This is a genomic window from Amycolatopsis sp. DSM 110486, assembly GCF_019468465.1.
GTDB lineage: Bacteria > Actinomycetota > Actinomycetes > Mycobacteriales > Pseudonocardiaceae > Amycolatopsis.
Genome location: NZ_CP080519.1, coordinates 8,934,158 through 8,958,023, shown reverse-complemented (window position 1 = coordinate 8,958,023; position 23,866 = coordinate 8,934,158). Strand labels below are relative to the sequence as shown.

The following is a 23,866-nucleotide window of genomic DNA, read 5'->3' as shown; positions in this document are numbered from 1 at the left end:
GCCGCACGGCGGGCCGGCCGGCGATTCGCGCCTCCTGTCCTGAACCGGCGGATCCGGACAGGCTGACGCCGCTGTAGCAAAAGGATCTTCGGTTGGGAAGATCTATTACTCGACCCCGATGTGTTGATACGGTCACCGCCGCCACAAGCACGCGATGTACCACGGGTCTTTCGTCCGAAGGGTCGGAGTATGTGCCAGTTGTGCGGTTCTGAAGCGCGGGAAAGCTCCGCGGTCTCGAGGCGGACGTTGTTCGCCGCTGCGGCCGGGCTCGCCGTGACGCCGATGATGCTCGGGACACCGGCGAACGCCGCCGCCCAACCGGGCGCCGGCGCCGACGCCGACCTGATCCTCCACAATGGCCACGTCGTCACCGCGGCGCTGCACGGGCGCACCGCGCAGGCGATCGCGATCCGCGGCGGACGCGTCGAAGCGGCAGGGACGTCGAACCAAATCCTGCGCCTGGGCGGGCGGCACACTCGCACCGTGGACCTCAAGGGCCGCGCCGTCTTGCCGGGGCTCATCGACAGCCACCTGCACCAGTTCACCTCGGCGCTCGACCGGCCGAACGTGTCGCTGCTGGAAGCGCGCAGCATCGCCGACGTCGTGGCGGCCATCGGCACCCGGGTCGCCGCGAGCACGTCCGGCGCGTGGGTGCAGGCGCGGTCGGGCTGGCACGAAAGCCTCCTCGCCGAAGGACGGCTGCCCGCACGGGCCGAGCTCGACCCGGTGTCGCCCGAGAATCCGGTGTTCATCCCGCGCGGAGGCCACGTCGCCACGGTGAACAGCCGCGCGCTGGAACTCGCCGGCATCACGCGCGACACCCCCGACCCGACGGGCGGCGTCATCGTCCGCGACGCGAGCGGCGAACCCACCGGAGTGCTGCTGGAACGCGCGCGCTCACTCGTCACGCCGTTCCTGCCGGCCCCGCCGTCGGCCGACCAGCAGCGGCAGCAGCTGCGCGATCAGATGGCCGAGCACAACGCGCTGGGCATCACCGGCGTCACCGAGCCGGGGCTGGACCCGTCGCAGATCGAGATCTACACGCGCCTGTGGCACGACGGCGAGATGACCACGCGAGCGCACCTGCTCTGGCGGATCGCGGCGCTCGCGGACGTCGACGCGGCCGTGGCGGCGTTCAAGCCGCGCACCGGCGACGACATGCTCCGCTTCGACGGCCTCAAGTACCTCTCCGACGGCGGCGTCGAAGGCGGCTTCCTGCGCGACCCCTACCAGCTCGTCCCCGGCGAGCAGACCAGCCCGGACTACCACGGCGTCCAGCTCCTGCCGCCCGGCGGCAAGGACGAGCTGACCGAGATGTACCTCCGCGCCGCACGGCACGGGTTCCAGGTGCAGACCCACGTGGTCGGCGACGCGGCGATGGACTTCATCGTCGACGTCCTCGCCACCGTGCACCGCGACACGTCGCTCACGCACCTGCGCTGGGTGCTGATGCACCTGTTCCTGCCCAGCGGCCCGAACCTCGCGCACATGCGGAAGATGGGCCTGCTCGCGAGCGTGCAGGACCACCCCGTGCTGCTCGGCGCCAACCAGGTCAAGTGGTGGGGCGCCGAACGCGGCTCCCGCGCCGTGCCGATCCGCGACATCCTCGACGCCGGCCTCGTCGCCGGCGGCGGCACCGACGCCCCCGTGGTCCCTCCCAGCCCCCTGTGGTCGCTCGGCTGGATGGTCACGCGCGAGACCCTCAAGGGCGACGTCCTCGGCCCCGAACAGGCCATCACCGCCCGCGAGGCCCTGCACCTCTACACCCTCGGCAGCGCGCAGACGCAGTTCGCCGAACACACCCTCGGCACCCTCGACCCCGGCAAACTCGCCGACCTCGTCGTCCTCGACGCCAACCCGCTCACCGCCGACCCGGGCTCGATCAAGGACCTCGCCGTCCAGATGACCGTCGTCGGCGGGCGCGTGGTGCACGAGGCTTGACCGCAACGACCGAGGCCCGGCCAACCGGCCGGGCCTCGGTGGAGAACTTCAGCGCCAGCCGAGTTCCGGCGCCACGTGCGTCAGGATGCTCTCCAGCACGTGGGCGTTGTACTCCACCCCGAGCTGGTTCGGGATCGTCAGCAGCAGGGTATCGGCGGCCTCGATGGCCTCGTCCTCCTTGAGTTGCCGCACGAGCTCGTCGGGCTCCGCCGCGTAGGAGCGGCCGAAGATGGCGCGCGTGTTCTCGTCGATCATGCCGACCTGGTCCTGCGAGTTGCGGTCGCGGCCGAAGTAGGCGCGGTCGAGGTCGTTGGTGAGCGCGAAGATGCTGCGGCTGACCGACACGCGCGGTTCGCGCTCGTGGCCGGCCTCCTTCCACGCCTCGCGGTAGGCCTCGATCTGCTTGCGCTGCTGGACGTGCAGGGGTTCGCCCGTCTCGTCGTCCTTGAGGGTGGAGCTCTGCAGGTTCATGCCGAGCTTCGCGGCCCACACGCCTGTCGCGTTGGAGCCGGAGCCCCACCAGATGCGCTCGCGCAGGCCGGGCGAGTGCGGTTCGACGCGCAGCAGGCCGGGCGGGTTGGCGAACATCGGGCGCGGGTTCGGCTGCGCGAAGCCGTCGCCCTCGATGACCTTCAGGAAGACCTCGGCGTGCTGGCGGGCCATGTCCGCGTCGGTCTCGCCGTCGGCGGGGGCGAAGCCGAAGTAACGCCAGCCGTCGATCACCTGCTCGGGGGATCCCCGGCTGATGCCGAGCTGGAGCCTGCCGCTGGAGATGAGGTCGGCCGCGCCGGCGTCCTCCGCCATGTAGAGCGGGTTCTCGTAGCGCATGTCGATCACGCCGGTGCCGATCTCGATCTTCGAGGTGCGGGCGCCGATGGCCGAGAGCAGCGGAAACGGGCTGCCGGCCTGCCGCGCGAAGTGGTGCACGCGGAAGTAGGCGCCGTCCACGCCGAGCTCCTCGGCCGCCACCGCCAGGTCGATGGACTGGTGCAAGAAGTCCTTCGCCGACCGGGTCTCGGAGTGCGGGGTGTCCGACCAGTGGCCGAACGAGAGGAAACCAATGTTCTTCACGCCTGTGGAAGCGTACGCGGGCCTCGGTTGATTCCCGCGCGCGGTGCGGCTCACGTCCTCGCCGCGGGTCGCCCCGGCCGGTAAACTGACCCCGGAACGCACACTGGGGGTGTCGTCGTAGATCCGCTCTCCTCCGCGCTGGTGGCCTCGCTGGGTGCCACCTTCTCCGCGCTGTACCAGTGGGCGGTCGAGCGCGGCGCCGACAAGCTCACGGCTCAGCGCCGGGCGCGCGCCCTGGGTGATCCCCACCGGCAGCTGGTCGCGGCCGAGGAGGACCTGGCCGAGCTGCGGCGGGTCGAGTTCCCGGCCGTGTCCGACGGCGACTCGCAGGCCGCGCTCGACGCGGCGGCGGTTGCCCTCGACGCCGCCGACGTGGGCGGGCTCGTCCGCACGAACCCCGCCGTGCTCGTCGACGAAGACCGCCTGCGGGCCCGCGTCCGCACCGCCGGCGGCCAGGCGCTCGACGCGGCCGCCCTGGGCGCCGACGCGACCGCGGCGTTCCACCGCCTGCTCGACGAGTGCTGCCGGCGCGTCGCCCGCCGCGCCCGGGCCGTCGACGAGGTGATGCGCGCCGTGCAGGCCGGGATGGCCGGCGACGTGCTGAAGATCCGTCGCGCCGTCGCCGACCTGCAGAGCCAGGAGGATCGGCGCACGCGCGACCGCGCCGAAGCCTTCGAGCAGCACTACCTGTCCTACCTCGCCACGGACTACGCCACGTTCGAGCTGTTCCAGGTCGGCCACGGCCGCGCCCCCGTGCGCCACTCGTTCTCGCAGTACTACGCGGCCCCGTCGGTCACGCGCCAGGGCGGGACGGCCGCGGGCTCGGCGCTGACGGGCGCGGGCACCAACACCGCCCACGCGCTGGCCGCCGAGCGGCGCGTGCTGCTGGTCGGCGGCGCGGGCGCCGGGAAGACGACACTGCTGCAGTGGCTGGCCTACACGGCGGCCACCGCAGAGTTCACCGGCGACGGCGAAAGCGAAGACCCCTGGCGCGGCGTCGTGCCGTTTTTCGTGCCGCTGCGCGAGTTCGCCGACCGCGGCCTGCCCCAGCCCGAAGACCTCGTGCGCGTGACGGCCCCGGCGCTGGCCGGCGAGAAACCCGCCCGGTGGGTCAGCGAGCTGCTGCGCTCCGGGCGCGCGATGGTGCTCGTCGACGGCGTCGACGAGGTCCTGCAGCCGCGGCGAGAGGAGGTGCGCCGCTGGCTCGAAGGCCTGCTGCGCGGGTACCCCGGAGCGCGCTACGTCGTGAGCACCCGGCCCGCCGTCGTCGACCCGGAGTGGCCGATCGCCGGCGAGCCGTTCCCCGCGTACGAGCTGCTGCCGCTGAGCGGGCGGGGCATGCGGGAGCTCATCGGCAACTGGTTCAGCGCCGCCCGCGCGATGGAGACCGACGAGCTGCAGCGCTCCTGGCTCGCCGACTGCGAACAACGCCTCGGCGACTCGCTCGCGACCCGCCCGGACGTGCGCGGACTCGTCTCGAGCCCGTTGTTGTGCTCCCTGCTGTGCGCGCTCTACCGGCGGGAGAACATGTACCTCCCGCAGAGCCGCAAAGACCTGCTCGACAAAGCGCTGAAGCTGCTGCTCGGCGAGTGGGACACTCGGCGCGGGGTGCAGGTCGAGGACGAGCTGAAGATGTCGGACAAGGAGAAGATCATCCTCCTGGAGCGGTTCGCCGCGCCGATGGTCCGCAACGCCGAACTGCTCGTGCACCCCGAAGACGCGCGCAAGCGCTTCGGCCGCGCCATGTCCGGGCTGCGCTCGCAGGGCATCGAGCCCGACCTGGTGCTGCGGCACCTGCTCGAGCGCAGCGGCGTGCTGCGGCAGAACGCCGTGGACGGGCGGATCGCGTTCGTGCACCGCACGTTCCGCGATTTCCTCGCGGCGGGTGAGTTCGTGAAGTCCGGCGAGCTCGGCTATCTCGTCGAGCACGCCCACGACGACGCGCTCAACGAGGTCGTGTTCATGGTCGCCGCCCAGGCCCGCGCACGGGAGGCCGGCGATCTGCTGGCCAGGCTGCTGGAGCGGGCGCGCAAGCGCGGCAACCGCGAGGTGGCCGACCGGCTGTCGCTGCTGGCCGCGGCGGAGATGAGCTACGTCGACGTGATCGAGCCCGAGCAGGTGCGCACCGACGTGCTGGCCGCGGTCCGCAGGCTCATCCCGCCCGCCGGGTTCGACCAGGCGGAGCTGCTGGCCAAGGCCGGCGCGTTCGTGATCGACCTGCTCCCCGGGCCGGCCGAGATCGCCCGGCACGCGAGCGCCGACGCGGATCTGGTGGCGGCGCGCGTGATCCGCACGCTCGCGCTGATCGGCGGCGAGGAGTCGTGGGAGAAGATCCAGGCGTTCAGCCGCACGCACCGGGGTTCGGTGATCGACGAGCTGCTGCGCGCCTGGCGCCATAATGAGTACTCCGAGGAGTACGCCGCCACCCTGCTGTCCACTGTGGACTTCGGCGACTTCGTGCTGGAGGTGCACCGCTGGGACGTGCTGCGCCGGCTGCGCCACCTCCGCACGCTCACGGCGATCCAGCTCGTCGGCGACATGACGCTCGACGACCCGGCCCTCGGGCTGCACCCGCTCACCCGGCTGCCCGCCCTGCGCCACCTCGAGATCAAGTCCAACGACGTCGTCCACGACCTCGAAGGGCTCGTCGCCTGCCGCGCGCTGCGTTCCCTGTGGATCACCGGCTTCGGCAGTGCGCTGACCGACCTTTCGGCGCTGTCGCGCATGCACCTCACCGACCTGCGGCTGCACGCCGGCACGCTCGACGCGATCCAAGCCCTGGCGTCGGTCGAGGGCACCTACCTGCCGCGGTTGTCGGTGCGCCACCGCAAACTCGTCGACGGCCTGGACGTGCTGCCCGAGGGCCTGCGCGTGGGCGAACTCGTGGTCGACATGGGCGCGGACCAGCGCGACCTGCGGGGCATCACCCGCCTCGCCGACGTGCACACCGTCGCCGCGGCCGGCATTCCCTCCGTCGCGGAGGTCGACGAGCTCGCCGCGCTGCCGTCGTTGCGCGCCCTCGTCCTCACCGCCGCGACCCCGGCGCGTGACCTCGTGCGCCTTCGTCGGCTCGGCGCGCTGCGCATCGAGCTGTCGGGCCTCACCCCGGCCGACGAGCGGGCGGCGCGCGAGGCGCTGCCGGAAGCCGACCTCGTGCTGCACCTCGACCAGGCGGCGAGCATCACCGAACGCTGAGGGTCCTCAAGCAGCTCCTCCGTCGAGTTCGGCTTCCTGATTTCGATCCCGCGGACCGGCGATGATCTCGTTCGTCGTCGAAGGTCGCCGTGGCCGGTCGAGTGCGGCGGGATGCTCGATCTGCTCGCGGAGGATGTCGCCGTGGCCTGCGTGACGCGCGAAGTCCTCGATCGCGAGCAGGTAGACGAACCGCAGGCTGACGTCGCCGACACGGGGGTGTGTCCTGATGTCGTCGAGGTCGAATTCGGCGGCGATCACGCGGGAACGCTCGGCGGTGCGGTCGAATTCGGAGATCACGTCGGCCAGGCTTTCATTGTCGTCGACGATGAAACTGGCGTCGCCGGGCGTCGTGCCGCCGTCGCATTCGCTCTCGGGCAGACCCGCCAGGACGTGCTGGAACCAGATCCGTTCGGCGACCGCGGCATGCTTGACCAATCCGATCGGGGTGGTCAGTGACGCGACGAAGCGGCGGCGAGCCTCGGCTTCGGACAGGCCGCGCACCGTGCTGACCAACTCGGCCCGATTGCGGTCGAGCATGCTCTCGAGCAAACGGCGTTCGGTGCCGGTGGTGATCGGTGGCATGGACCATGTCATTGTCGGCTCGATTCTGCTGGTGGGAGTGGATCTGCCCGGTGTACTTGTGGTTTCGGTTCTCGGCGCGCCTGTCGGCACGGACGAAGACCACGTCGCGCCGAGGCGGGTGCGTGATGGAGGTTCCGGCGTCGCCGGGCCAGTGGTCTGGGCGAGTCGCTCGCTGAGCACGCGGTTGCCGGCTCTGAGTCGCAAGATCTGCGCGGCGGGAGAAACCGGGTCGTCTCCGGTCTGGTGCATCGCGCGCAGGCGTTGCCCGAACTCTAGCCCAAAGGGCGTGGCGTGGTCGACTGCGATCGACACCGGCTTCGGCGTTCCGGCCCGTCGATCAAGCCCGCGCCGGTGGCGTGTCCTCCCGTAGTCACTGGACCTGTGTCACCATCGCAAGGTGGAAGAGCCCTCGTCCTGGTCCACAGAGGACGTCGCCGCGCCCGATGCGTTCGGGTACTGGTCCGACGTCATCTGCGACGCCCTCGTGCAGGTCTCGGCCCGCGCGACCGGCGAGGCGCGGTTCACGGGCCGGCTCGAGCACGCCGCACTCGACGGCGTCGGGCTGTCGACGGTCGCCTCCGGCCCGCAGGAAGTGGCGCGCACGAAACGGCTGATCGCGCGCGACCCGGAGGAGTACCTGCTGGTCAACGTGCAAACGGGCGGGCGTTCCCTGGCGCAGCAGGACGGGCGGACCGCCGCGCTGGAGCCGGGGACGATGACGGTGTTGGACAGCACGCGGCCCTACCGGCTGGAGTTCGCGGGAGCGTTCTCCCAGGTCATCCTGCGGGTGCCGCGGACGCTGCTGCCCGCCCGGGTCGCGGCCGGCGTCACGGCCGTCGAGCTCGACGGGCGCGGCCCCGGCCGGCTCGTCGCCGAGTTCCTCGCCGGGCTGGCCCTGCAGCAGCGCGAAGACCCGGGGGTGGCCGCCGCGCTGCTGCCGCACGCCGTCGGCCTGCTGGAAACGGCCCTCGACTGGGCCGCCCGCGGCACCACCCCGACGTCGGCGTCGCTGTCGCGGGAACGGATCCACCGGTTCGTCGGCCAGCACCTGGCCGATCCGGCGCTGAACGCCGGCGCGGTAGCCGCGGGGTGCGGGCTGTCGCGGCGGTCGATGTTCCGGGCGCTGGCCGACGACGGGGAGTCGCTCACCGCGCTGATCCGGCGCCTGCGCGTGGCCCGCGCCCGCCGGCTGCTGCGTGACCGGCCGGACCTGCCGCTGGCCGCGATCGCCGCGCAGTCCGGGTTCGGTGGCGCGGCCCAGCTGCACCGGGCGTTCCGCGCCGCCGAAGGCACGACACCGGGGACCTTCCGGGCGACCCGGCCCTGAGGCTCAGCCCATCAGCTCGCGCACGATCTCCAGGAACCGGGGCGGCGGCGGGGGCTGCGGGCTCTCGACGAACGCGCCGGTCGCCACGTCGTAGCGCGGGCCGGACGCCGGGTCGTACACGTGGTAGCCGTCTTCCCGCAGCTGGGTCACGTTGCGCTGCACTGCGGCCTTGGCCCACATCTCCGCCGTCATCACCGGGAAGAACGCCACGGGGTGCGTGGCGGCCAGCACGGTCGTGGCCAGCATGTTGGGCGCGGCGCCCGCCGCGACCGTGGACAGCGTGTGGGCGCTGGCCGGGAGGATCACCGTGAGGTCGTGTCCGGCGGCCAGCGTGGCGTGGTTGTCGGCCGGCCACGTCGCCGCGTCCGCGCCGGTCACCACGCGGTCGGCGAACAGGCCGACGGTGTGCGCGGGCAGGAAAGTCGCCGCGGTATGCGTCATGACCACGGTGATCGGGCCGCGCAAGACCGTCCGTAGCGCGCCGAGGTACATCGGCAGTGTCGCGACCGCGGCCGAGCCGGTCGCCCCGATGAGCAGGCGGCCTTCGAAGGTGTTGTCCATACGACCACGATGGCCCATCGCGACAGCTCAGGCGTGACCGGCTGTGCCCGGACAGGTGACGCCTTGCGCCGGCTAATCCTCTCGCGCGACCGATCCCGGCAGCGGCTTGCGCGCCGTCTCCCGCATGAAGAAGACACAAATGCCGCCGATCACCCCGGCGATCATCAGGTAGTACGCGGGCCAGTTGAGGTCTCCGGTACCCGAGACGAGCGCGCTCATCACCGTCGCCGTGGTCCCGCCGAACAGGGACGCCGAAAGGTTGAACGCGATCGACAGCCCGCCGGCGCGGACGTTCGTGGGGAACAGCGCCGGCAGGGTCGACGGGAGGATCGCCGAGAACAGCACCAGCACGAGCCCCATCACCAGCAGGCCGAAGAACGTCGAGGTGGCGCCGCCGGCGCGGACCAGCAGCACGGCGGGCAGCGACAGCACCACGAGCCCGAGGCAGCCGGCCAAGATCACCGGCCGCCGGCCCACCTTGTCCGACAGCCGGCCGACGAACGTGATCACCACCATCAGCAGCACGAGCACCACGATCTGCAGGATCTCCGACGCCGTCTTGCCGACGCCGGTGTGCTGCTCGGGCAGCGTTTCCGTCAGGTAGGTCGGCATGTAGCTGGTGAGCATGTAGTTCGCGACGTTCCACGTCAGGACGAGCCCGGCGCACAGCACCATCGCGGGCCAGTACTTCGTGAACACCGCGCGCAGCTCGCCGCCCAGCGACTGGACGCGTTCGTCCGGCTTCTCCGTCTCCTGGAGCTGCGCGAACGCGGGCGACTCCTCCAGCCGCCGGCGCAGGTAGAGCCCGACGGCGCCCAGCGGGAGCGCGAGCAGGAACGGGATGCGCCAGCCCCACGTCAGCAGCGCCTGGTCGGACAGAACCGCACTGAGCACGGTGGCGATCGTCGCGCCGAACGCGTAGCCGGTCAGCGTGCCGAACTCGAGCCAGCTGCCGAAGAACCCGCGCCGGCGGTCCGGCGCGTACTCGGCGATGAACGTCATGGCGTTGCCGTACTCGCCGCCGGTGGAGATGCCCTGTACCAGCCGGGCGAGCAGCACGAGCAGGGGCGCGGCGAGGCCGATGGCGCCGTAGCTCGGGATCACGCCGAGGGCGAACGTGCCCAGCGCCATGAGGATCACCGTGAGCGACAGGACCTTTTTTCGCCCGATCCGGTCACCCAGCGGCCCGAAGATCAGCCCGCCGAACGGGCGGATCAGGAACGAGACGGCGAAAACCCCGAACGTCGCGATCTGCCCGGCCGAAGCCGGCAGGTCCGTGAAGAACACCTTCTGGATCGTCGTCGCCAGGTACCCGTAAACGCCGAAGTCGTACCACTCGGTGATGTTGCCGATCGCGGCCGCGCCGACCGCCCGGTTGATCACCGCGGGCTCGACGACCTGGACGTCGCCGGCCTTCCCCTCCACCATGGATCCACCTTCCGGCCGCGCCGTTCAGCGGCCGCGTACGAGTGTCTCCCGGATCACCGAGGTCTGCCGGTTCACCGCTCATTGCCCAGGCCAGGCGGGGGTTTCACGCGGTTTCGGCCGACCGGCACGAGGCGAGGAACGGCTCGACCACGGCCAGGAAACCGGACGGATCGGACGCGAAGGGCGTGTGTCCGGTGTGGAGCACCCGGTGGCCCGCCCGGCTCCTCATCGCGATGGCTGCCGAGACCGCGCTCGTCGAACTTCTGCGCGGCCGCCCCGACCCCACCGCCCGGCGCGTCCTGTGGCAGTTCCTGGAACGCGCCGGCCTCCGGCCCGCCACTCCCGAGAGTCCTTTGCGGACACCCGCCGCGCCGGCTCGGGACGACTAGCCGGTTTTCTCCCACTCGGGTGACAGGGCGATGCGCCGGAGCAGCGCCTGCGCGAGAGCGGGATCGGTGCGTGTCGCGGGCACGCCGTAGCCCGGCGCGTTGAGCGTCGAGACGACTACGCGAACCCCGGACGGGTGCAGCACGTCGACCTTCCATTCGCGGACGTCCTTGCCGCCGTCGGGTGAAGGCAGGTCGGTGGTCGCGATCTTCGTGCCGTCGAGGTCGGTGGTGGTCGTGCGGTACAGCGGGGCAAGGGTGGGATCGTCGCGTTTCCAGCGCTGGAGCGTGACGACGACGAGTGCCCGGACGTGGGAGTCGTCGACGGTGAGGTGGCCGTAGCCGCCTTGTCCCCCACCGTCGGCGACGTGAAGTCCTTGCGGCACCAGGGTGGTGAGGGTCTCGACGATCGCGCGCGCCTCGGGGTCGCCGGTCGCGGGCGGCTTCGCGGGGGCGGAGTGTGCCGGCTGCGGTCCGAGCGGATCCCAGCGCGGTGACGAAACGACGGTCTCCAGTTCGGCGAGCGGTACGGCGGCCTCGGACGATCCGGCGAGCGGGGTCTCCGTGGCGAAGACCTGCCGCTGGTCGCCGAAGGTCACCTGCGCCGACCAGCGCTGCTCGCCGTCCGGTGCGGCCGCGTCCACCGGGGACGTGTCGAGGTTGAGCACGCCACCCGTGGCCAGAACCGTGCTGCTGCACCGGCTGTAGGGGTGGTACGACGTGTCGGGGCACGCGGCGAAAAGGACCGGGACCGGGACGGGAAGCCGGGCGATGCCCACGCCGAGGTTCGCCTCGACGTGGGCGGCCCCGGATTTCACGGTGAAGGACGCCGAAACCACGGAGTCGTCGGGCGGAACGGGCGGCGCCGGCCGCGCCGAGATGACCGTGAAACCGGGCGGCAGGACCGTTTCGAGCACCCCGGCGAAGCTCTGCCCGGGCGAGTCCGCCGGTGCGGCACACCCGCCCAGCACGACGGCACCGACCACGCCCGCAGCGAGCTTCCGGACCTTCACGCTTCCCCGTTCACCTGAAACCGCCGGTCAGTTGCAGTCTCCGGGCAGCTTGGGCCGGATCGAGGAAATGGAGTTGTCATACGCCGGGTTGACGAGCCGCAGAACCGGAATCATCAACGTGGAACCGGCGTCCGCGGTCCCCGAGAAATGGGCGCCGCTGAAGTTGGCGTCCAGATAGAAGCAAATGGACTCCTGGCTGCTCGTCCCGACCACCTTGATCGACGAAGCGCGGTCGTTGAACGACCCGAGCGACGCGGCCAGCGTGCCAGGACCGACGGAATCATCGGCGTAGAAGGTCTTGTCGTAGAGCGTGGCCCCGGCCGTCGCCGCGGAAGCCGCGCCGGCCCCCGAAATGAGCGTGGTCGCCACAGCGGCCAGCGCGACCCCGGTCGCCAACGACAAACGCGCAGTCTTCTTCATGGGAATCCTCGTGCCGATTTCGTCTTTCCCCGGACGCTAACCAGGTGCCGAGCAGTTCCACCAGTGCCCGGATGATCACGTGATCAATCGGTCAGTGATCAGGCCGCGAAAAGGTACGCGACGAAGTCCGTTTCACTTTCGTAAACTATTCCGCGATGAACTTGCGGTACTCGGCCGAGCTCATCAGCTCAGCCTCGCCGGACGCAGCCACTCCACGTGCAGGATCCAGCGCTTGCCGGCCTGGCGCAGCCAGCCCGAAGCGGTCACCGGGCGCAGGATGCTGGCCCGGGTCAGCGCCGTGGGGTCCGACGGGAATTCGAGGGCGACGCAGTCCCCCGAACCGTCCAGGACGACGGCCAGGTCGAGCCGCCCGTCTTGCGCGGCGCGGACCTCGAGCACCCCCGTGACCACCACCCGCAGGCCGGCCCGGGAGCCGATCGTGCCGGTCACCCCTTCACTCCTCCCCGACTACTCCCCTTGCCCGCCAGGGTGCCCTGGCACCGCGGCCCGTCGCATCGGGGTGAGCCCGGGCCTTGGACCCCAGTCCCGACCGCCCCGGTGGGTCCACCCGGGGGTTCCCCGACGCGAAGCACGGGGCCGGGGAGAAACGCTGCGCTGCATGGAACTCCGAGCAGCCGGACACGGGAGGTGCGCCTGATGGCCTTCACCCGCAACTTCCGCGGCAAGCGCCGCGAGGAGGTCGACCCGGGGCGAGTGCCGCCCGGGCAGTACGTGACGCCGGGGTTCCCGGTGCTCTCCGCGGGGCCGACTCCGAAGGTGGTCGCCGACGACTGGACGTTCACCGTCCGCGACGCCGCGAAGCGGCCCGTCACCTGGACCTGGGACGCGCTGCGCGCGCTGCCCGCCGAGTCGATCACCGTGGACATCCACTGCGTCACCAAGTGGTCGAAGCTCGACACGACGTGGACCGGCGTCTCGCTCGACACGATGCTCGACAGTGTGGAAACCCGGGCCGGTTACGCGGTCGCCTTCAGTGAAGGCGGCTACACCACGAACCTGCCGCTGGCCGACCTCACCGGGGGCAAGGCCTGGCTGGTCCACGAGTTCGGCGGCGCCCCGCTCGAACCCGAACACGGCGGCCCGGTGCGGTTGCTCGTGCCCCACCTCTACTTCTGGAAGAGCGCCAAGTGGGTGCGGGGCCTCGACCTGCGCGAGCAGGACGTACCCGGCTTCTGGGAGCGCTACGGATACCACAATTACGGAGACCCATGGCGGGAACAGCGCTACGCCGGCGACTGAACTGGCAGCAGGCCGCGGTGACCGGCCTCGTCGCGGAGACGCCGAACACCCGCAGCATCGCGTTCGCCCTGCCGGACTGGCCGGGCCACCGCGCGGGCCAGCACGTCGACGTGCGCCTGACCGCCGAGGACGGCTACCGGGCCGAGCGCAGCTACTCGATCGCCTCGGCGCCGGAGGACCCCGACGTGGTGCTCACGGTCGAGCGGCTCGACGACGGCGAGGTCTCGCCCTATCTCGTCGACGAGCTGCGCGTCGGCGACGAGGTGGAGCTGCGCGGCCCCGTCGGCGGGCACTTCGTGTGGGAGTCCACGTGCGGCAGTCCGGTGCTGCTCGTCGCGGGCGGCTCCGGCGTGGTGCCGTTCCGTTCGATGCTGCGCCACCACGCCGCGGCGGGCAGCACGGTGCCGATGCGACTGCTGTATTCGGCGCGGTCGCGGGAGACCCTGATCTACGCCGACGAGTTCACCCGGATCGGGGGACGCGGCGGGATCGACATCCGCGTCACACTCACTCGCGAAAACTCGGGCACCCGGCCGGGCGAGCACGGGCGGATCGACCGGGACTTCCTCACTCGGGCCGGCCTGCCGCCCACCGAGGAGCCCGTGGTCTACGTGTGCGGGCCGACCGGGTTCGTCGAGACGGTGGCGAACACGCTCGTCGACCTCGGTCACCGGCCCGAGCGGATCCGGACCGAACGCTTCGGCGGAACGGGGACACCATGACGATGTTCGACGGCAACGCCATCGCCGGCACTCTCAACGCGGTGTTCGGCGGCGAGATGACCACGGCGAGCGGAACCTGCGCGTCGTGCGGCGCCACGGAAGTCCTGGCGCAGCTGCGGGTCTACCGCGACGCGCCGGGTGTGGTGGCCCGCTGCGGGCATTGCGACGCGATCCTGATGGTCATCGTGGAGAAGCGCGGTATCAACTGCGTGGACGTGTCGGGCTTCGCGGCACTGGAGGAGCCCACTCAGCTCTGAAGCTGGCGCCGGGACGTGACGTTGAGCTTGTCGTAGATCCGCCCCAGGTGCCATTCCACCGTGCGCGGGCTGAGGAACAGCCGCGCGCCGATCTCCGCGTTCGACAGTCCCTCGCGCACCATCCGCACGATCTGGGCCTCCTGCGCGGTGAGCTCCGTGCCGGTCTCGACGGAACGCTTGCGCGCCGTGCCGCCGGTCGCCCGCAGCTCGCGGCCCGCGCGTTCGGCGAACGCCTCCATGCCCATCTCGGTGAACATGTCGTGGGCGGCGCGCAGCTGTTCCCGCGCGTCGGCCCGACGGCGCCGGCGGCGCAGCCACTCCCCGTACAGGAGTCGCGCCCGCGCGCACTCGCCCCGGATGCGGGTGCGCGACAGGCGTTCCACGGCCTCGCGGTAAGCGCTCTCGGCGTCTTCGCCGGTGGCCAGCAACGCGCGTGAGCGGGCTTCGACGCCCAGCGCCCAGTCGGTGCCGCTGGCGCGCGTGGTCTCCACGAGCCGGGCGAACGCGTCCTCGGCCGCCGCGGTCTTGCCGAGCCGGGTGGCGGCTTCGATCAGCTCCACCAGCGCGAGCCACGGCTCCACACCCATCACCGGCGGCCGCTGCCGCGCGTCTTCGCTCGACGCCAGCGCTTCCGCGTAGTGGCCGAGACTGTTGCACAGCACCGCACGGGCCGACCCGACGATCAGCAGCCCGAACCCTTCCCCGCGCCGCACTGCCTCCGCTTCGGTGCGCGCGATCACGGCGCGTGCCTCGTCCTCGCGCCCACGCCACGCGGCCAGCAGCAGCGTCCCGTACGTCGCCGCCGGAATCCCGGTCGCCCGCGACACCTCGGCGAGCTCGTCGCGCAGGTGCGCCGCGGTGACCAGGTCACCCGCGTAGACGTGGGCGCCGATGTGCGACGCGAGCGCGAGCGGCAGGGTGTTGAGCGCGCCCTTGTCGCGCGCGAGCTGCAGGTGCCGCGCGGTGTCGAGCGTCTGCTCGTCCCACATGTTCCCGGCCATGATGTGGGCGAGCCACAGCCAGTGCAGTTCCTTCAGCGACAGATCGGGAGTGCGAAACGCGCTCAGCGCCCGCCGCAGCATCGGCAGCGAGGGCGCGAAACCGTCGGTGAACCGGATCGCCAGGCCGTCGAGCAGCAGGTCGGCCGGGCCCGGAGGCTGCGGCGACCGCGGTGCGGCGCGCGCGGCCTCGGCGACCTCACGCAGTTCGGCGTCGGTCACGCCCGCGAACATCCCAGCCAGCAGCGCGTCGAGGTAGGTCTCGCGGGCCAGCCGCACGTCCAGCTCCTCGAGCTGCCGGGCCGCGGCGAACAGCAGCGGCGGCGCCTCGCGGCCGCGGTTGACGGTCATCGAGATCCGGCCGCGCAGCAGGTCGGCCTCGGCCTTCTCGAGCCGGTCGAGCGGGCCGGCCTCGGCGATCGACAAGAGCCGCAGCGCTTCCTCCGGCGCGCCCGCGACGTGCGTGACGTGGGCCGCCTCCAGGGTGCGCTTCGCCCGGGTCTTGGGGTCCGCCGTCAGCTCCGCCGCGCGCTCCAGCATCGCCGCGGCGGCCGCCATGCCGCCCCGGGCCTGCGCCCGGCATGCCGCCCGGCCGAGCTCTTCGGCGGCCTCTTCCGCGGGTGCTTCGGCGGCCTGCGCCGCGTGCCAGGCGCGGCGGTCCTGGTCGGTCTCGGGGTCGGTGACCTGCGCGAGCGCCCAGTGCGCCCGGCGCCGCTCGCTCGGTGCCGCGGCCTGGTAGATCGCCGAGCGCACCAGCGGGTGGTGGAAGCGCACGTGGGTGCCGATCTCGATCAACCCGGCCGCCAGCGCGGGTTCCGCTGCTTCGGCGCCGATGTCGAGCAGCCCGGCCGCACGCCACAGCGTCACCGGGTCGCCCTGCGGTTCCAGTGCGGCGATCAGCAGCAAGCGCGTGGTGTCGGAGTCGAGCTGGGCCAGCCGCGCCTGGTAACGCTGCTCGATGCGACGCGGGATCGTGGTCGCACCGGCCAGGGAGAATCCCTCGGCCAGCTCCTTCGGGCTCAGCCCGCGCGAGAGCTCCACCAGCGCCAGCGGGTTGCCGCGGGTCTCGGCGACGATCCGGTCGCGCACGCGGTCGTCGGCGGGCAGGCGCAGCACGGAGTCGAGCAGGTCGTGGGCCGCCGCGTCGGGCAAACCCTCGACCACAAGCTGCGCGACGCCCGTCAGTTCCGTGGCCGCGGCCGGCTCCCGCACCGCGAACACCAGCGCGACCGACTCGGCGACCAGCCGGCGCGCGACGAAGGCGAGGGCTTGCGCGGAAGCGCTGTCCAGCCACTGGGCGTCGTCGATCACGCACAGCAACGGCCGGTTTCGCGCCTCCTCGGCCAGCAGACCCAGCACGGCCAGGCCGACGAGGAACCGGTCGGGCGCGGGGCCCGGGCTCAGGCCGAACGCGGTGCGCAGCGCCACCCGCTGTGGATCCGGCAGGGCTTCGGCGCCGTCGAGCATCGGCGCGCACAGCTGGTGCAGGCCGGCGAACGCAAGCTCCATTTCGGACTGGACGCCCCCGGCGCGGGCGACGCGGAGCCCGGCGGCCTGGCGGGCCAGGTGGTCGAGCAGCACGGTCTTGCCGACGCCCGCCTCGCCGCGCAGCACGAGCACCTGGCTCTTACCGGCGCGGACGGAGTCCAGCAGCCGGTCGAGGGTCTCGCGTTCCGCGCGCCGGTCCAGCACTCACCCACCTGCCCGTGTGCTCGCTCTTCCCTTCCGGCCACGGCGACCAGCGGGCGCCCGCAGGATATCCCGATCATCGGGCGGCGCCGGGTACACAGCGTTCACCGATGTCGCCCGGTTCGCCCGGGTTCGCCCGGGTCCCGGGGTCGTGCCCGGGGCGGCCCGGGTTCGAAGCGGCCCGGGACCCGCGAACGTCGACGCCGTGCCCGACCCGAACCCGGCCAGTGTAGTAACCGACGTCACTCTGCACGGCCGTGCCGCCGAAGTCCACCTGCTCGATCAGCACGTGCGGGACGGCCACGGCGCGCTCGTGCTGCGGGGCGACCCGGGCGTGGGGAAGACCGCGTTGCTGCGCCACGTCGTCGCGCGAACGCGCGGGTATCGGGTGGTCCAAGTGCGCTCGTCCGAAACGCGGCCGTACGCGGGACTGCGGCAGCTGTGTGCCGCGCTCGAAGAGGTGTTCGGGCAGCTGTCGCCGCACCATGCCCGGGCACTGCGTGCGGTCACGGAGGACTCCGATCCGTTCGCGGTCGGGGTGGCGGCGACGTTCCTCGTCTCGGCCGCGGCCCCGTTGCTGTGCGTCGTCGACGACGCACAATGGCTGGACGAGTCTTCGGCGCGTGCTCTGGCTTTCGTGGCACGGCGATTGCCAGGGCGGCGGGTGATGCTGCTCTTCGCGGAGCGCACCGGGGCCGGTGGGCTGGAGGCCTTGCCGGAGCTGGTGGTGCCCGGGTTGTGCCGGGCCGCTGCTCGCGCGCTGGTCGATTCGCTGGTGCCGGGTCCGGTGGACGAGGACGTGGTCGAGCGGTTCGTCGCGGAGACCCGGGGGAACCCGCGGGCGATCCGTTCGACCGTGACGGCCTTCGCGCCGGCTGGTGGATTCGGCCTGTCCTACGGGAACCCGGACGCCGATACCCAGGAACGGGTGCTGCGCCTCGACCCGGACGGCCGCACGCTGCTGCTGGCCGCCGCCGCGGATCCGACGGGCGAGGTGGCTCTGCTGTGGCGGGCCGCCTCGCAGCTGGGGATCCCGACGGTCGCGCCGGACGGGTTGCTCGCGTTCGGCGAGTGGGTCACGTTCTCCGACCCGGCAGTGCGCGGCTGGGTTTATCACCGGGCCACGCCTGCGGAGCGGCGCACGGTCCATCGAGCGTTGGCTGACACGGCGACGTCAGAAGACCGGCGGGCTTGGCACCGCGCCCACTCAGTGCCGGGCCCGGAGCCGGCGGCAGCCGACGGCCTGCTCGCGCAGGTGCCCTCGGCCCGCAAGCGTGGCGGGCCCAGCGCGGCCGCCGCGTTCCTGCGTATCGCCGCCACGCTCACCTCCGACCCCGCCCTGCGGACCGAACGCACTCTGGCCGCGGTCGCGGCGGAGCTCGACGCCGGGCAGCCCGGAATCGCGCTTCAGCTGCTGGACTCGATGGTCGGCGCCCTCGAACCGGCTCAACGGGCCGAAGCCACTCGGCTGCGAGCCTGGCTCACGTTCATCTCGACCCGCACCCCCTCCGCAACGGACGCACTGCTGCGCGCGACCCGCGACGCCCTCCCCTTCGGCCCGGCAAACCAAGCTGGTCTCGACGCGCTCGGAGCCGCCGTCCTCACCGGCGTCGATTTCGCCCCCATGCCCCTGAGTCACGACGACGGACTCGGGGCCGGGCTGATTCTGCGCGGCACCGAAGGTTTCGACGCTGCCGTCGGGCCCCTGACCGCAGCTCTCGAAACCGCTCGGCCATCGTGGCCGGCCGGGCTCGTCGCCGCTGAACTGTGGGACGACCAGGCGTGGCACCGGTTGGTGAGCGGAGCGGCCGATCCCGGTGCCCTGCCGGATGTCTTGGCCGGAAGGGCACTGTTTTCAGTCCATACCGGCAATCTCACCGGGGCGGCCGCGCTGGACGACGAGGCTCGCACGATGAGCACGAAGCTGGGCCAGGCACCGCTGGAGCACGCGACCGTGCTCGTCGCGGCCTGGCGTGGTCACGAGTTCGGCGGCTCGGCCGGCCAGGGACTCGCCCGCACGTGCGGCGAGCTGGCCACCGCGGTGGCAGGCAACGCCGTCGGCGACTACTCGCGGGCACTCGCCGCGGCACAACGTGTCGTCGAGCGCGACGAACTGGCGACGGCGGGCTGGGCGCTGGTCGAGCTGGTCGAAGCCGCCGTGGGCGCGGGCCGGCTCGACATCGCGACGACGGCACTCGAGGTGCTCGTGAACCGCACCGACCGGTGCGGGACGGACTGGGCGCTCGGTGCCCAGGCCCGGTCCCGTGCACTGCCGGCCGAAGGCCCCGAGGCCGAATGCCTGTACCTCGAAGCGATCGAACGGCTGGCCCGGACGAGGATCCGGCCGCTCCTGGCCCGCACTCGGCTCGGCTACGGGGAATGGCTGCGCCGGCAGGGACGCGACGAGGAAGCCGGTGAGCCGTTGCGCGCCGCGCACGATGAGTTCCTCCGCATGGGGGCCACGGCCTTCGCGGACCGCGCGTTGCTCGCGATCGGCGAACGCGAAACCCCCGCGGTCACCACCTCGGCGCTGACCCGGCACGAACACCGGATCGCCGCGCTCGCCCGCGGCGGCCTCACCAACTCGGAGATCGGCACCGCGCTGTCGATCAGCCCCCGCACGGTCGAGTACCACCTGCGCAAGGTCTTCGCGAAGCTGCGCATCACGTCGCGAACCGAGCTGCACCTGGCCGTCACCGAGCACCAACACGGAATCGAGGCCGCCGCCCGATGAACGCAACGCTCCCCCTCGTCGGACGCGACCCCGAACGCGCCCGGCTCCGGGACCTGCTGACCGGCGGCGGCGCGGTCGTGGTCCGCGGCGCGGCGGGACTCGGGAAAACGGCCCTGCTCACGCAGATCGCGAACGCGGCCGGCGAGCACCGGGTGCTGAACGTCCGCGGGATCGCCGCCGAAGCGGAGCTGCCGTACGCCGCGCTGCACCTGCTGTGCTCGGCCCTGCCCGCCGAGCTCGCCCGGCTGCACGCGCACCGGCGCGAGGTGCTGGAACGGGCCGTCGGACTCCGCGCGGGTGCCGCGCCCGAACGGCTGCCCGTCTGTGTCGCCGTGGTGGAACTGCTGGCGCTGGCGGCAGAACCGCAGCCGGTGCTGTGCCTGATCGACGACGCGCAGTGGCTGGACGAGGCTTCGGCCTCCGTGCTCGCGGCCGTCGCCCGCCGGCTCGGGCCGGTGCCCGTCACGCTGGTGTTCGCCGAACGCGGAGAGCGGTTCGCCGACCTGCCGAGTCTCAGCCTCGAACCCCTGGACCACGCCGAGTCGCGCGAGCTCCTCAGGTCCGCGGCGGCCGCGCCACTGGACGACGCTGTGCTCGACCGCGTTGTGGCGGAGGCCCGGGGAAATCCACGGCTGCTGCTCGACGCCGTCCGCCCGGCGGCCGGCATCGCCGGCGGTTACGGCGTGGTTCCCTTGTCCTGCCCCGAAATCGCCGGCCCGTCGACAACGTTGACGCCTGAGAGCCGGCTCCTGCTCATCCTCGCCTCCGCCGAACCGCTCGGCGAGCCCGTCCGGCTGTGGCAGGCGGCCACCCGGCTCGCGATCGGACCGGACGCGGCCGAGCCGCTCGAAGCGGCGGGCCTCGTCTCGTTCGGCGCGTGGGTCACCTTCCGCGAACCCCGCCTGCGCCAGTGCGTCTACGGCCTCGCGTCCGGTGCGGAACGCCGCCTGGTCCACGGCGCCCTCGCCCTCGCGACCGATCCTCAGCTCGAACCCGACCGGCGCGCGTGGCACCTCGCCCACGCGACGGTCGAGCCGGCAGAGGCCGTCGCCGATTCGCTGGCCCGCCTCGCCGATGAGGCCGGACGCCGGGGCGGGCTGCCGGCCGCGGCCGCCTTCCTGGAACACGCCGCGCTGCGCACCGCCGACCCGCGGCTGCGCGCCGAGCGGGCCATCGCGGCGGCCGACGCGCATCACGCGGCCGGCGCCGTGGACGCGGCGGTCCGCCTGCTGGCTGTCGCGGAGCTGGGCTCCCCCGGCGTCGCCGCCCGGGCACGGTCGAACCGGGTGCGCGCCCGCATGGCGTTCGACTCCGGCCGCGGCGGGGCCGCGGTCGGACGGCTGCTCACCTCGGCCCAGGACCTGGAGGTGTGCGAACCTCGCCTGGCGAGGCCCGCGTACCTCGAAGCCCTGGGCGCCGCGATCTTCACCGGCCACGTCGACGTCGTCCACGCTGTGCTCGCACGCCTGGCCACCCACCGGCCGACGGGCTCCGACCGGCTGCTCGAAGGCGTCGCGCAACGCTGCACCGCCGGCTACGCGGCCGCCGTCGAACCGCTCAAGCTCGCGTTGAAAACCCTCGACAACGACCACGAAAACGACGCCCGCTCCCGGCTGCTGGCCTGCCTCGTCGCACCGGACCTGTGGGACGACGACACCTGGCACGACCTCACCCGGGACGAACTCGCCGGCGCTCGCGAGACCGGCGCCCGCACGATCCTGCCGTACGTCCTCACCCACCGCGCCCTTGCCGAAGTCCACTTCGGACAATTCGCCGTCGCGGAGTCCTTGGTGGCCGAAGCGGAATCCCTCACCCGGGCCACCGGCACCCCGTCGTTCCCGCACGCCGCCTGCGTGCTGGCCGCGTGGCGCGGGCACGAGCTGCCGACGTTCGCCGAGTCCTGCTTCGAAAACGGCGGCATGGCCCGCACCACCGCCCGCTACGCCACCGCCGTGCTCCGCAACGGCCTCACCGCGTACGCCGAAGCCGCCGACGCGACCCGCGACGCCCTCGACCGCGACGGCATCGAGCTCCAAGGCTGGTCCCTCGTCGAGCTCGTCGAAGGCGCCGTCCGCTCCGGCGACCTGACCACCGCCGCGGCGGCGGCCGACCGCCTCTCCGAACGCGCCTGCCTCAGCGGCACCGAATGGGCCCTCGGCGTCGACGCGCGTTCCCGCGCGCTGCTTCACCACGGCCAAGCAGCGGAAGACCTGTACACGGAAGCCATCGACCGCCTGGGCCGCTCCCGCATCACCCCGCACCTCGCGCGCGCCCGCCTGCTCTACGGCGAGTGGCTCCGCCGCCGCGGCCGGCGCGTCGACGCACGAGGCCCCCTGCGCGCCGCCCACGAGGCGTTCCTCGCCATGCGCGCCGAGGCCTTCGCCGCCCGCGCGATGCGCGAACTCCTCGCCACCGGCGAACGCGCGCGCCGCCGGGTGCCGGAAACCAGTTCCCAGCTGACGCCGCAGGAGCGCCGCATCGCCTCGCTCGCCCGCAACGGCCGCTCCAACCCCGAGATCGCCACCGCCCTGTCCATCAGCCCGCGCACGGTCGAGTACCACCTGCACAAGGTCTTCACCAAGCTGTCCATCACCACGCGCACCGAACTGCACCTGGTCCTGGCCGCCTGCGCGGACGACTGAGCTCAGCCCTTGCGCAGGTCGGGTGCCGGCGCGCCCAGCAGGCCGAGGCGCGCGCGGTCCCACGCGGCGTGCATCGCCGCCTGGACCGACTGGGAGGTGTGGCCAAGCAGCCGCACGCCCGCGCCGCACGCGGCCGGCAGCTCGGAGACGCCGGCGAGGACGTCCGGCACCCCGGCGAGGGCCTCGCGCAGCGCGGTCACGAGCTCGGCCGGCGGCATCCGGTCCGACACCACGTACAGGCTCGCCACCACCTGGTACCCGCCCAGCGTCGCCGGTGAGACGGGGTCGCCGGCACCGCCCGGGCGCAGGCGCAAGGTGTCGGCGAACAGCAGCGCGCCGTCGGGGGTGCGGGCTTCCAGCTCCGCCCAGTAGAGGTCGTAGACGTGGGCCTCGCCCCGGGCCACCCGGCCCGGGAGCAGGACCTCGCCGAGGATCACCGTCGCGTCGGGCGCGATCGTCACGGCCGTGCGCTGGAAGAGACGCGAGCCGCGGAACGGGACGACCGGGTCGGGCAGGTACTCCAGCACCGCGCCGGCACCGACGGTCAGGTTCACCAGCTGCGTCGCGTAGTTGTCGCGCGCGCCGAAGACCTTGGTGGACGCCTGCGTCGTGAGGTGGACGGCCGAGCCGGGGGCGCAGTCGACGTCGATGCGGTAGCGGTCGCCCTGCACGAAACCGTCGCCCTGCTGCTGCAGGAACACGAAGGCCATGTCCGGCCGCCGCGGGTCGAGGTGGATCGGGCGGTAGATGTGCAGCGGCGCGCGCTGGTACTGCCGGACGACCCGGGTGGTGCCGCCGCGCGGGGCGAGCGCGAGGTCGAGCACGCCGAGCTTGCCGGGCGCCCCGACGCCGAGGCCGTCGCGGATGGACCCGTCGAAGCCGAGCAGCTCCTCGGGTAGGCGCGTCGGCGTGCACCACGCCGGGTCGTCGCGACGGGTCATCCCACTTCGGCGGCGGGCGCGAACCGGCCGATCACGTCGCGGACGCGGCGGGTGACCTCGTCGAGCCCTTCACCGGTGAAGCAGTTGGTGAACACGAACGGGCGGCCTTCGCGCACGGCGCCGGCGTCGCGGTCCATCACCGCCAGGTCGGACCGGACGAGGTCCGCCAGGTCGACCTTGTTGATCACCAGCAGGTCGGAGTGGGTCACGCCCGGGCCACGCTTGCGCGGGATCTTGTCGCCCTGCGCCACGTCGATCACGAAAACGAAGTAGTCGGCCAGCGCCGCGCTGAACGTCAGCGTCAGGTTGTCGCCGCCCGACTCGACGAGGACCACGTCCGCGTCGGGGTAGCGGCCGGTGAGCTCGGCGACGGCGTCGAGGTTCATGGTCGGGTCGTCGCGCACCGCGGTGTGCGGGCACGAACCGGTCTCCACGCCGACGACCCGCTCCGGCGCGAGCACGCCGGCCAGGGTGCGCCGCACGTGCAGGGCGTCTTCGCTGGTGAAGATGTCGTTGGTGACGACCAGCGGGCGGTGGCCGGCCGCGATGAGCATCGGCACGAGCGCCTCGATCAGCGCCGTCTTGCCCGACCCGACCGGGCCGCCGATGCCGATCCGGGCGACGCCGGGGGTGCGCACGGCGGAGAACGCCGCGTGGGAGTGCGGGTGGTCATGCGAATGCGGGTGGGGCTCCATGGTT

At 72.6% G+C, this 23,866-nt stretch carries 19 protein-coding genes; 9 read left to right on the top strand and 10 right to left on the bottom strand.

Annotated features, from left to right (window positions below):
* Positions 1-246: 246 nt before the first annotated feature.
* Positions 247-1,941 carry an amidohydrolase gene (locus K1T34_RS43275; protein ID WP_220240424.1) on the top strand — a complete coding sequence of 565 codons (1,695 nt, stop codon included), beginning with the start codon at positions 247-249 and terminating at the stop codon, positions 1,939-1,941.
* Between the two features lie 48 nt (positions 1,942-1,989).
* On the opposite strand, the gene K1T34_RS43270 is transcribed toward K1T34_RS43275, so the two are convergent.
* Positions 1,990-3,012 (bottom strand): LLM class flavin-dependent oxidoreductase, encoded by a 1,023-nt coding sequence (locus tag K1T34_RS43270; protein WP_220240423.1) that lies wholly within the window; start codon positions 3,010-3,012, stop codon positions 1,990-1,992.
* Positions 3,013-3,153: 141 nt separating this feature from the next.
* Between K1T34_RS43270 and K1T34_RS43265 the strand changes: the two genes are divergently transcribed.
* Positions 3,154-6,207 carry an NACHT domain-containing NTPase gene (locus K1T34_RS43265; RefSeq protein ID WP_220240422.1) on the top strand — a complete coding sequence of 1,018 codons (3,054 nt, stop codon included), beginning with the start codon at positions 3,154-3,156 and terminating at the stop codon, positions 6,205-6,207.
* Between the two features lie 6 nt (positions 6,208-6,213).
* Here the strand turns inward: K1T34_RS43265 and K1T34_RS43260 are convergent, their stop codons facing one another.
* A complete protein-coding gene (locus K1T34_RS43260) occupies positions 6,214-6,789 on the bottom strand; it encodes a DinB family protein (protein WP_370643528.1) in 576 nt (191 codons plus the stop codon).
* Positions 6,790-7,186: 397 nt separating this feature from the next.
* Here K1T34_RS43260 and K1T34_RS43255 point away from each other — a divergent pair, with 397 nt between their 5' ends.
* The gene (locus K1T34_RS43255; protein ID WP_220240421.1) at positions 7,187-8,116 is read left to right on the top strand and encodes an AraC family transcriptional regulator; all 930 of its coding nucleotides are present in this window, start codon (positions 7,187-7,189) and stop codon (positions 8,114-8,116) included.
* Positions 8,117-8,119: 3 nt separating this feature from the next.
* Here K1T34_RS43255 and K1T34_RS43250 read toward each other — a convergent pair whose 3' ends face one another.
* Complete coding sequence (locus K1T34_RS43250) at positions 8,120-8,677, bottom strand: flavoprotein (RefSeq protein WP_220240420.1); 558 nt, start codon at positions 8,675-8,677, stop codon at positions 8,120-8,122.
* Between the two features lie 72 nt (positions 8,678-8,749).
* On the bottom strand, positions 8,750-10,105 hold the full coding sequence (locus K1T34_RS43245) for an MFS transporter (RefSeq protein ID WP_220240419.1): 1,356 nt from the start codon (positions 10,103-10,105) through the stop codon (positions 8,750-8,752).
* Positions 10,106-10,338: 233 nt separating this feature from the next.
* Between K1T34_RS43245 and K1T34_RS43240 the strand changes: the two genes are divergently transcribed.
* Positions 10,339-10,494: a hypothetical protein gene (locus K1T34_RS43240; RefSeq protein WP_220240418.1), complete on the top strand. Its 156-nt coding sequence runs from the start codon at positions 10,339-10,341 to the stop codon at positions 10,492-10,494.
* Here K1T34_RS43240 and K1T34_RS43235 read toward each other — a convergent pair.
* The 3 genes from K1T34_RS43235 to K1T34_RS43225 form a co-directional block, all read right to left on the bottom strand.
* Positions 10,491-11,504, bottom strand: a complete 1,014-nt coding sequence (locus K1T34_RS43235; RefSeq protein WP_220240417.1) for a hypothetical protein — start codon at positions 11,502-11,504, stop codon at positions 10,491-10,493. The genes K1T34_RS43240 and K1T34_RS43235 overlap by 4 nt on opposite strands.
* A gap of 27 nt (positions 11,505-11,531) precedes the next feature.
* Positions 11,532-11,924, bottom strand: a complete 393-nt coding sequence (locus tag K1T34_RS43230; protein WP_220240416.1) for a hypothetical protein — start codon at positions 11,922-11,924, stop codon at positions 11,532-11,534.
* Positions 11,925-12,107: 183 nt separating this feature from the next.
* Positions 12,108-12,374 carry a hypothetical protein gene (locus K1T34_RS43225; RefSeq protein ID WP_220240415.1) on the bottom strand — a complete coding sequence of 89 codons (267 nt, stop codon included), beginning with the start codon at positions 12,372-12,374 and terminating at the stop codon, positions 12,108-12,110.
* Positions 12,375-12,578: 204 nt separating this feature from the next.
* Between K1T34_RS43225 and K1T34_RS43220 the strand changes: the two genes are divergently transcribed.
* Genes K1T34_RS43220 through K1T34_RS43210 form a run of 3 tightly spaced genes read left to right on the top strand, consistent with a single transcriptional unit; the run spans position 12,579 to position 14,163 of the window.
* Complete coding sequence (locus K1T34_RS43220; RefSeq protein WP_370643858.1) at positions 12,579-13,184, top strand: sulfite oxidase-like oxidoreductase; 606 nt, start codon at positions 12,579-12,581, stop codon at positions 13,182-13,184.
* The gene (locus K1T34_RS43215) at positions 13,154-13,906 is read left to right on the top strand and encodes a ferredoxin reductase (RefSeq protein WP_220240413.1); all 753 of its coding nucleotides are present in this window, start codon (positions 13,154-13,156) and stop codon (positions 13,904-13,906) included. The genes K1T34_RS43220 and K1T34_RS43215 overlap by 31 nt, the downstream gene beginning before the upstream one ends.
* Positions 13,903-14,163 carry a DUF6510 family protein gene (locus K1T34_RS43210; protein ID WP_220240412.1) on the top strand — a complete coding sequence of 87 codons (261 nt, stop codon included), beginning with the start codon at positions 13,903-13,905 and terminating at the stop codon, positions 14,161-14,163. Before K1T34_RS43215 ends, K1T34_RS43210 begins: the two co-directional genes overlap by 4 nt.
* Here K1T34_RS43210 and K1T34_RS43205 read toward each other — a convergent pair.
* On the bottom strand, positions 14,154-16,853 hold the full coding sequence (locus tag K1T34_RS43205; RefSeq protein WP_220240411.1) for an AAA family ATPase: 2,700 nt from the start codon (positions 16,851-16,853) through the stop codon (positions 14,154-14,156). The genes K1T34_RS43210 and K1T34_RS43205 overlap by 10 nt on opposite strands.
* A 202-nt stretch (positions 16,854-17,055) precedes the next feature.
* On the opposite strand from K1T34_RS43205, the gene K1T34_RS43200 reads away from it, so the two are divergent.
* The gene (locus K1T34_RS43200) at positions 17,056-19,584 is read left to right on the top strand and encodes a LuxR family transcriptional regulator (RefSeq protein WP_220240410.1); all 2,529 of its coding nucleotides are present in this window, start codon (positions 17,056-17,058) and stop codon (positions 19,582-19,584) included.
* Positions 19,581-22,226, top strand: a complete 2,646-nt coding sequence (locus tag K1T34_RS43195) for a LuxR family transcriptional regulator (protein WP_220240409.1) — start codon at positions 19,581-19,583, stop codon at positions 22,224-22,226. Before K1T34_RS43200 ends, K1T34_RS43195 begins: the two co-directional genes overlap by 4 nt.
* 2 nt (positions 22,227-22,228) lie before the next feature.
* Here K1T34_RS43195 and K1T34_RS43190 read toward each other — a convergent pair whose 3' ends face one another.
* Both K1T34_RS43190 and ureG read right to left on the bottom strand, forming a co-directional pair.
* Positions 22,229-23,167 carry an urease accessory protein UreD gene (locus K1T34_RS43190; RefSeq protein ID WP_220240408.1) on the bottom strand — a complete coding sequence of 313 codons (939 nt, stop codon included), beginning with the start codon at positions 23,165-23,167 and terminating at the stop codon, positions 22,229-22,231.
* Positions 23,164-23,862 (bottom strand): urease accessory protein UreG, encoded by a 699-nt coding sequence (ureG, locus tag K1T34_RS43185; protein WP_220240407.1) that lies wholly within the window; start codon positions 23,860-23,862, stop codon positions 23,164-23,166. The genes K1T34_RS43190 and ureG overlap by 4 nt, the downstream gene beginning before the upstream one ends.
* Between the last annotated feature and the right edge of the window lie 4 nt (positions 23,863-23,866).

Excerpts from the sequence above, each read along its gene's own strand:
- K1T34_RS43215 (WP_220240413.1), top strand. The coding sequence starts at position 13,154 with ATGGCGGGAACAGCGCTACGCCGGCGACTGAACTGGCAGCAGGCCGCG.
- K1T34_RS43230 (WP_220240416.1), bottom strand. The coding sequence starts at position 11,924 with ATGAAGAAGACTGCGCGTTTGTCGTTGGCGACCGGGGTCGCGCTGGCC.
- K1T34_RS43245 (WP_220240419.1), bottom strand. The coding sequence starts at position 10,105 with ATGGTGGAGGGGAAGGCCGGCGACGTCCAGGTCGTCGAGCCCGCGGTG.
- K1T34_RS43190 (WP_220240408.1), bottom strand. The coding sequence starts at position 23,167 with ATGACCCGTCGCGACGACCCGGCGTGGTGCACGCCGACGCGCCTACCC.
- K1T34_RS43250 (WP_220240420.1), bottom strand. The coding sequence starts at position 8,677 with ATGGACAACACCTTCGAAGGCCGCCTGCTCATCGGGGCGACCGGCTCG.
- K1T34_RS43195 (WP_220240409.1), top strand. The coding sequence starts at position 19,581 with ATGAACGCAACGCTCCCCCTCGTCGGACGCGACCCCGAACGCGCCCGG.
- ureG (WP_220240407.1), bottom strand. The coding sequence starts at position 23,862 with ATGGAGCCCCACCCGCATTCGCATGACCACCCGCACTCCCACGCGGCG.
- K1T34_RS43210 (WP_220240412.1), top strand. The coding sequence starts at position 13,903 with ATGACGATGTTCGACGGCAACGCCATCGCCGGCACTCTCAACGCGGTG.
- K1T34_RS43240 (WP_220240418.1), top strand. The coding sequence starts at position 10,339 with ATGGCTGCCGAGACCGCGCTCGTCGAACTTCTGCGCGGCCGCCCCGAC.
- K1T34_RS43260 (WP_370643528.1), bottom strand. The coding sequence starts at position 6,789 with ATGCCACCGATCACCACCGGCACCGAACGCCGTTTGCTCGAGAGCATG.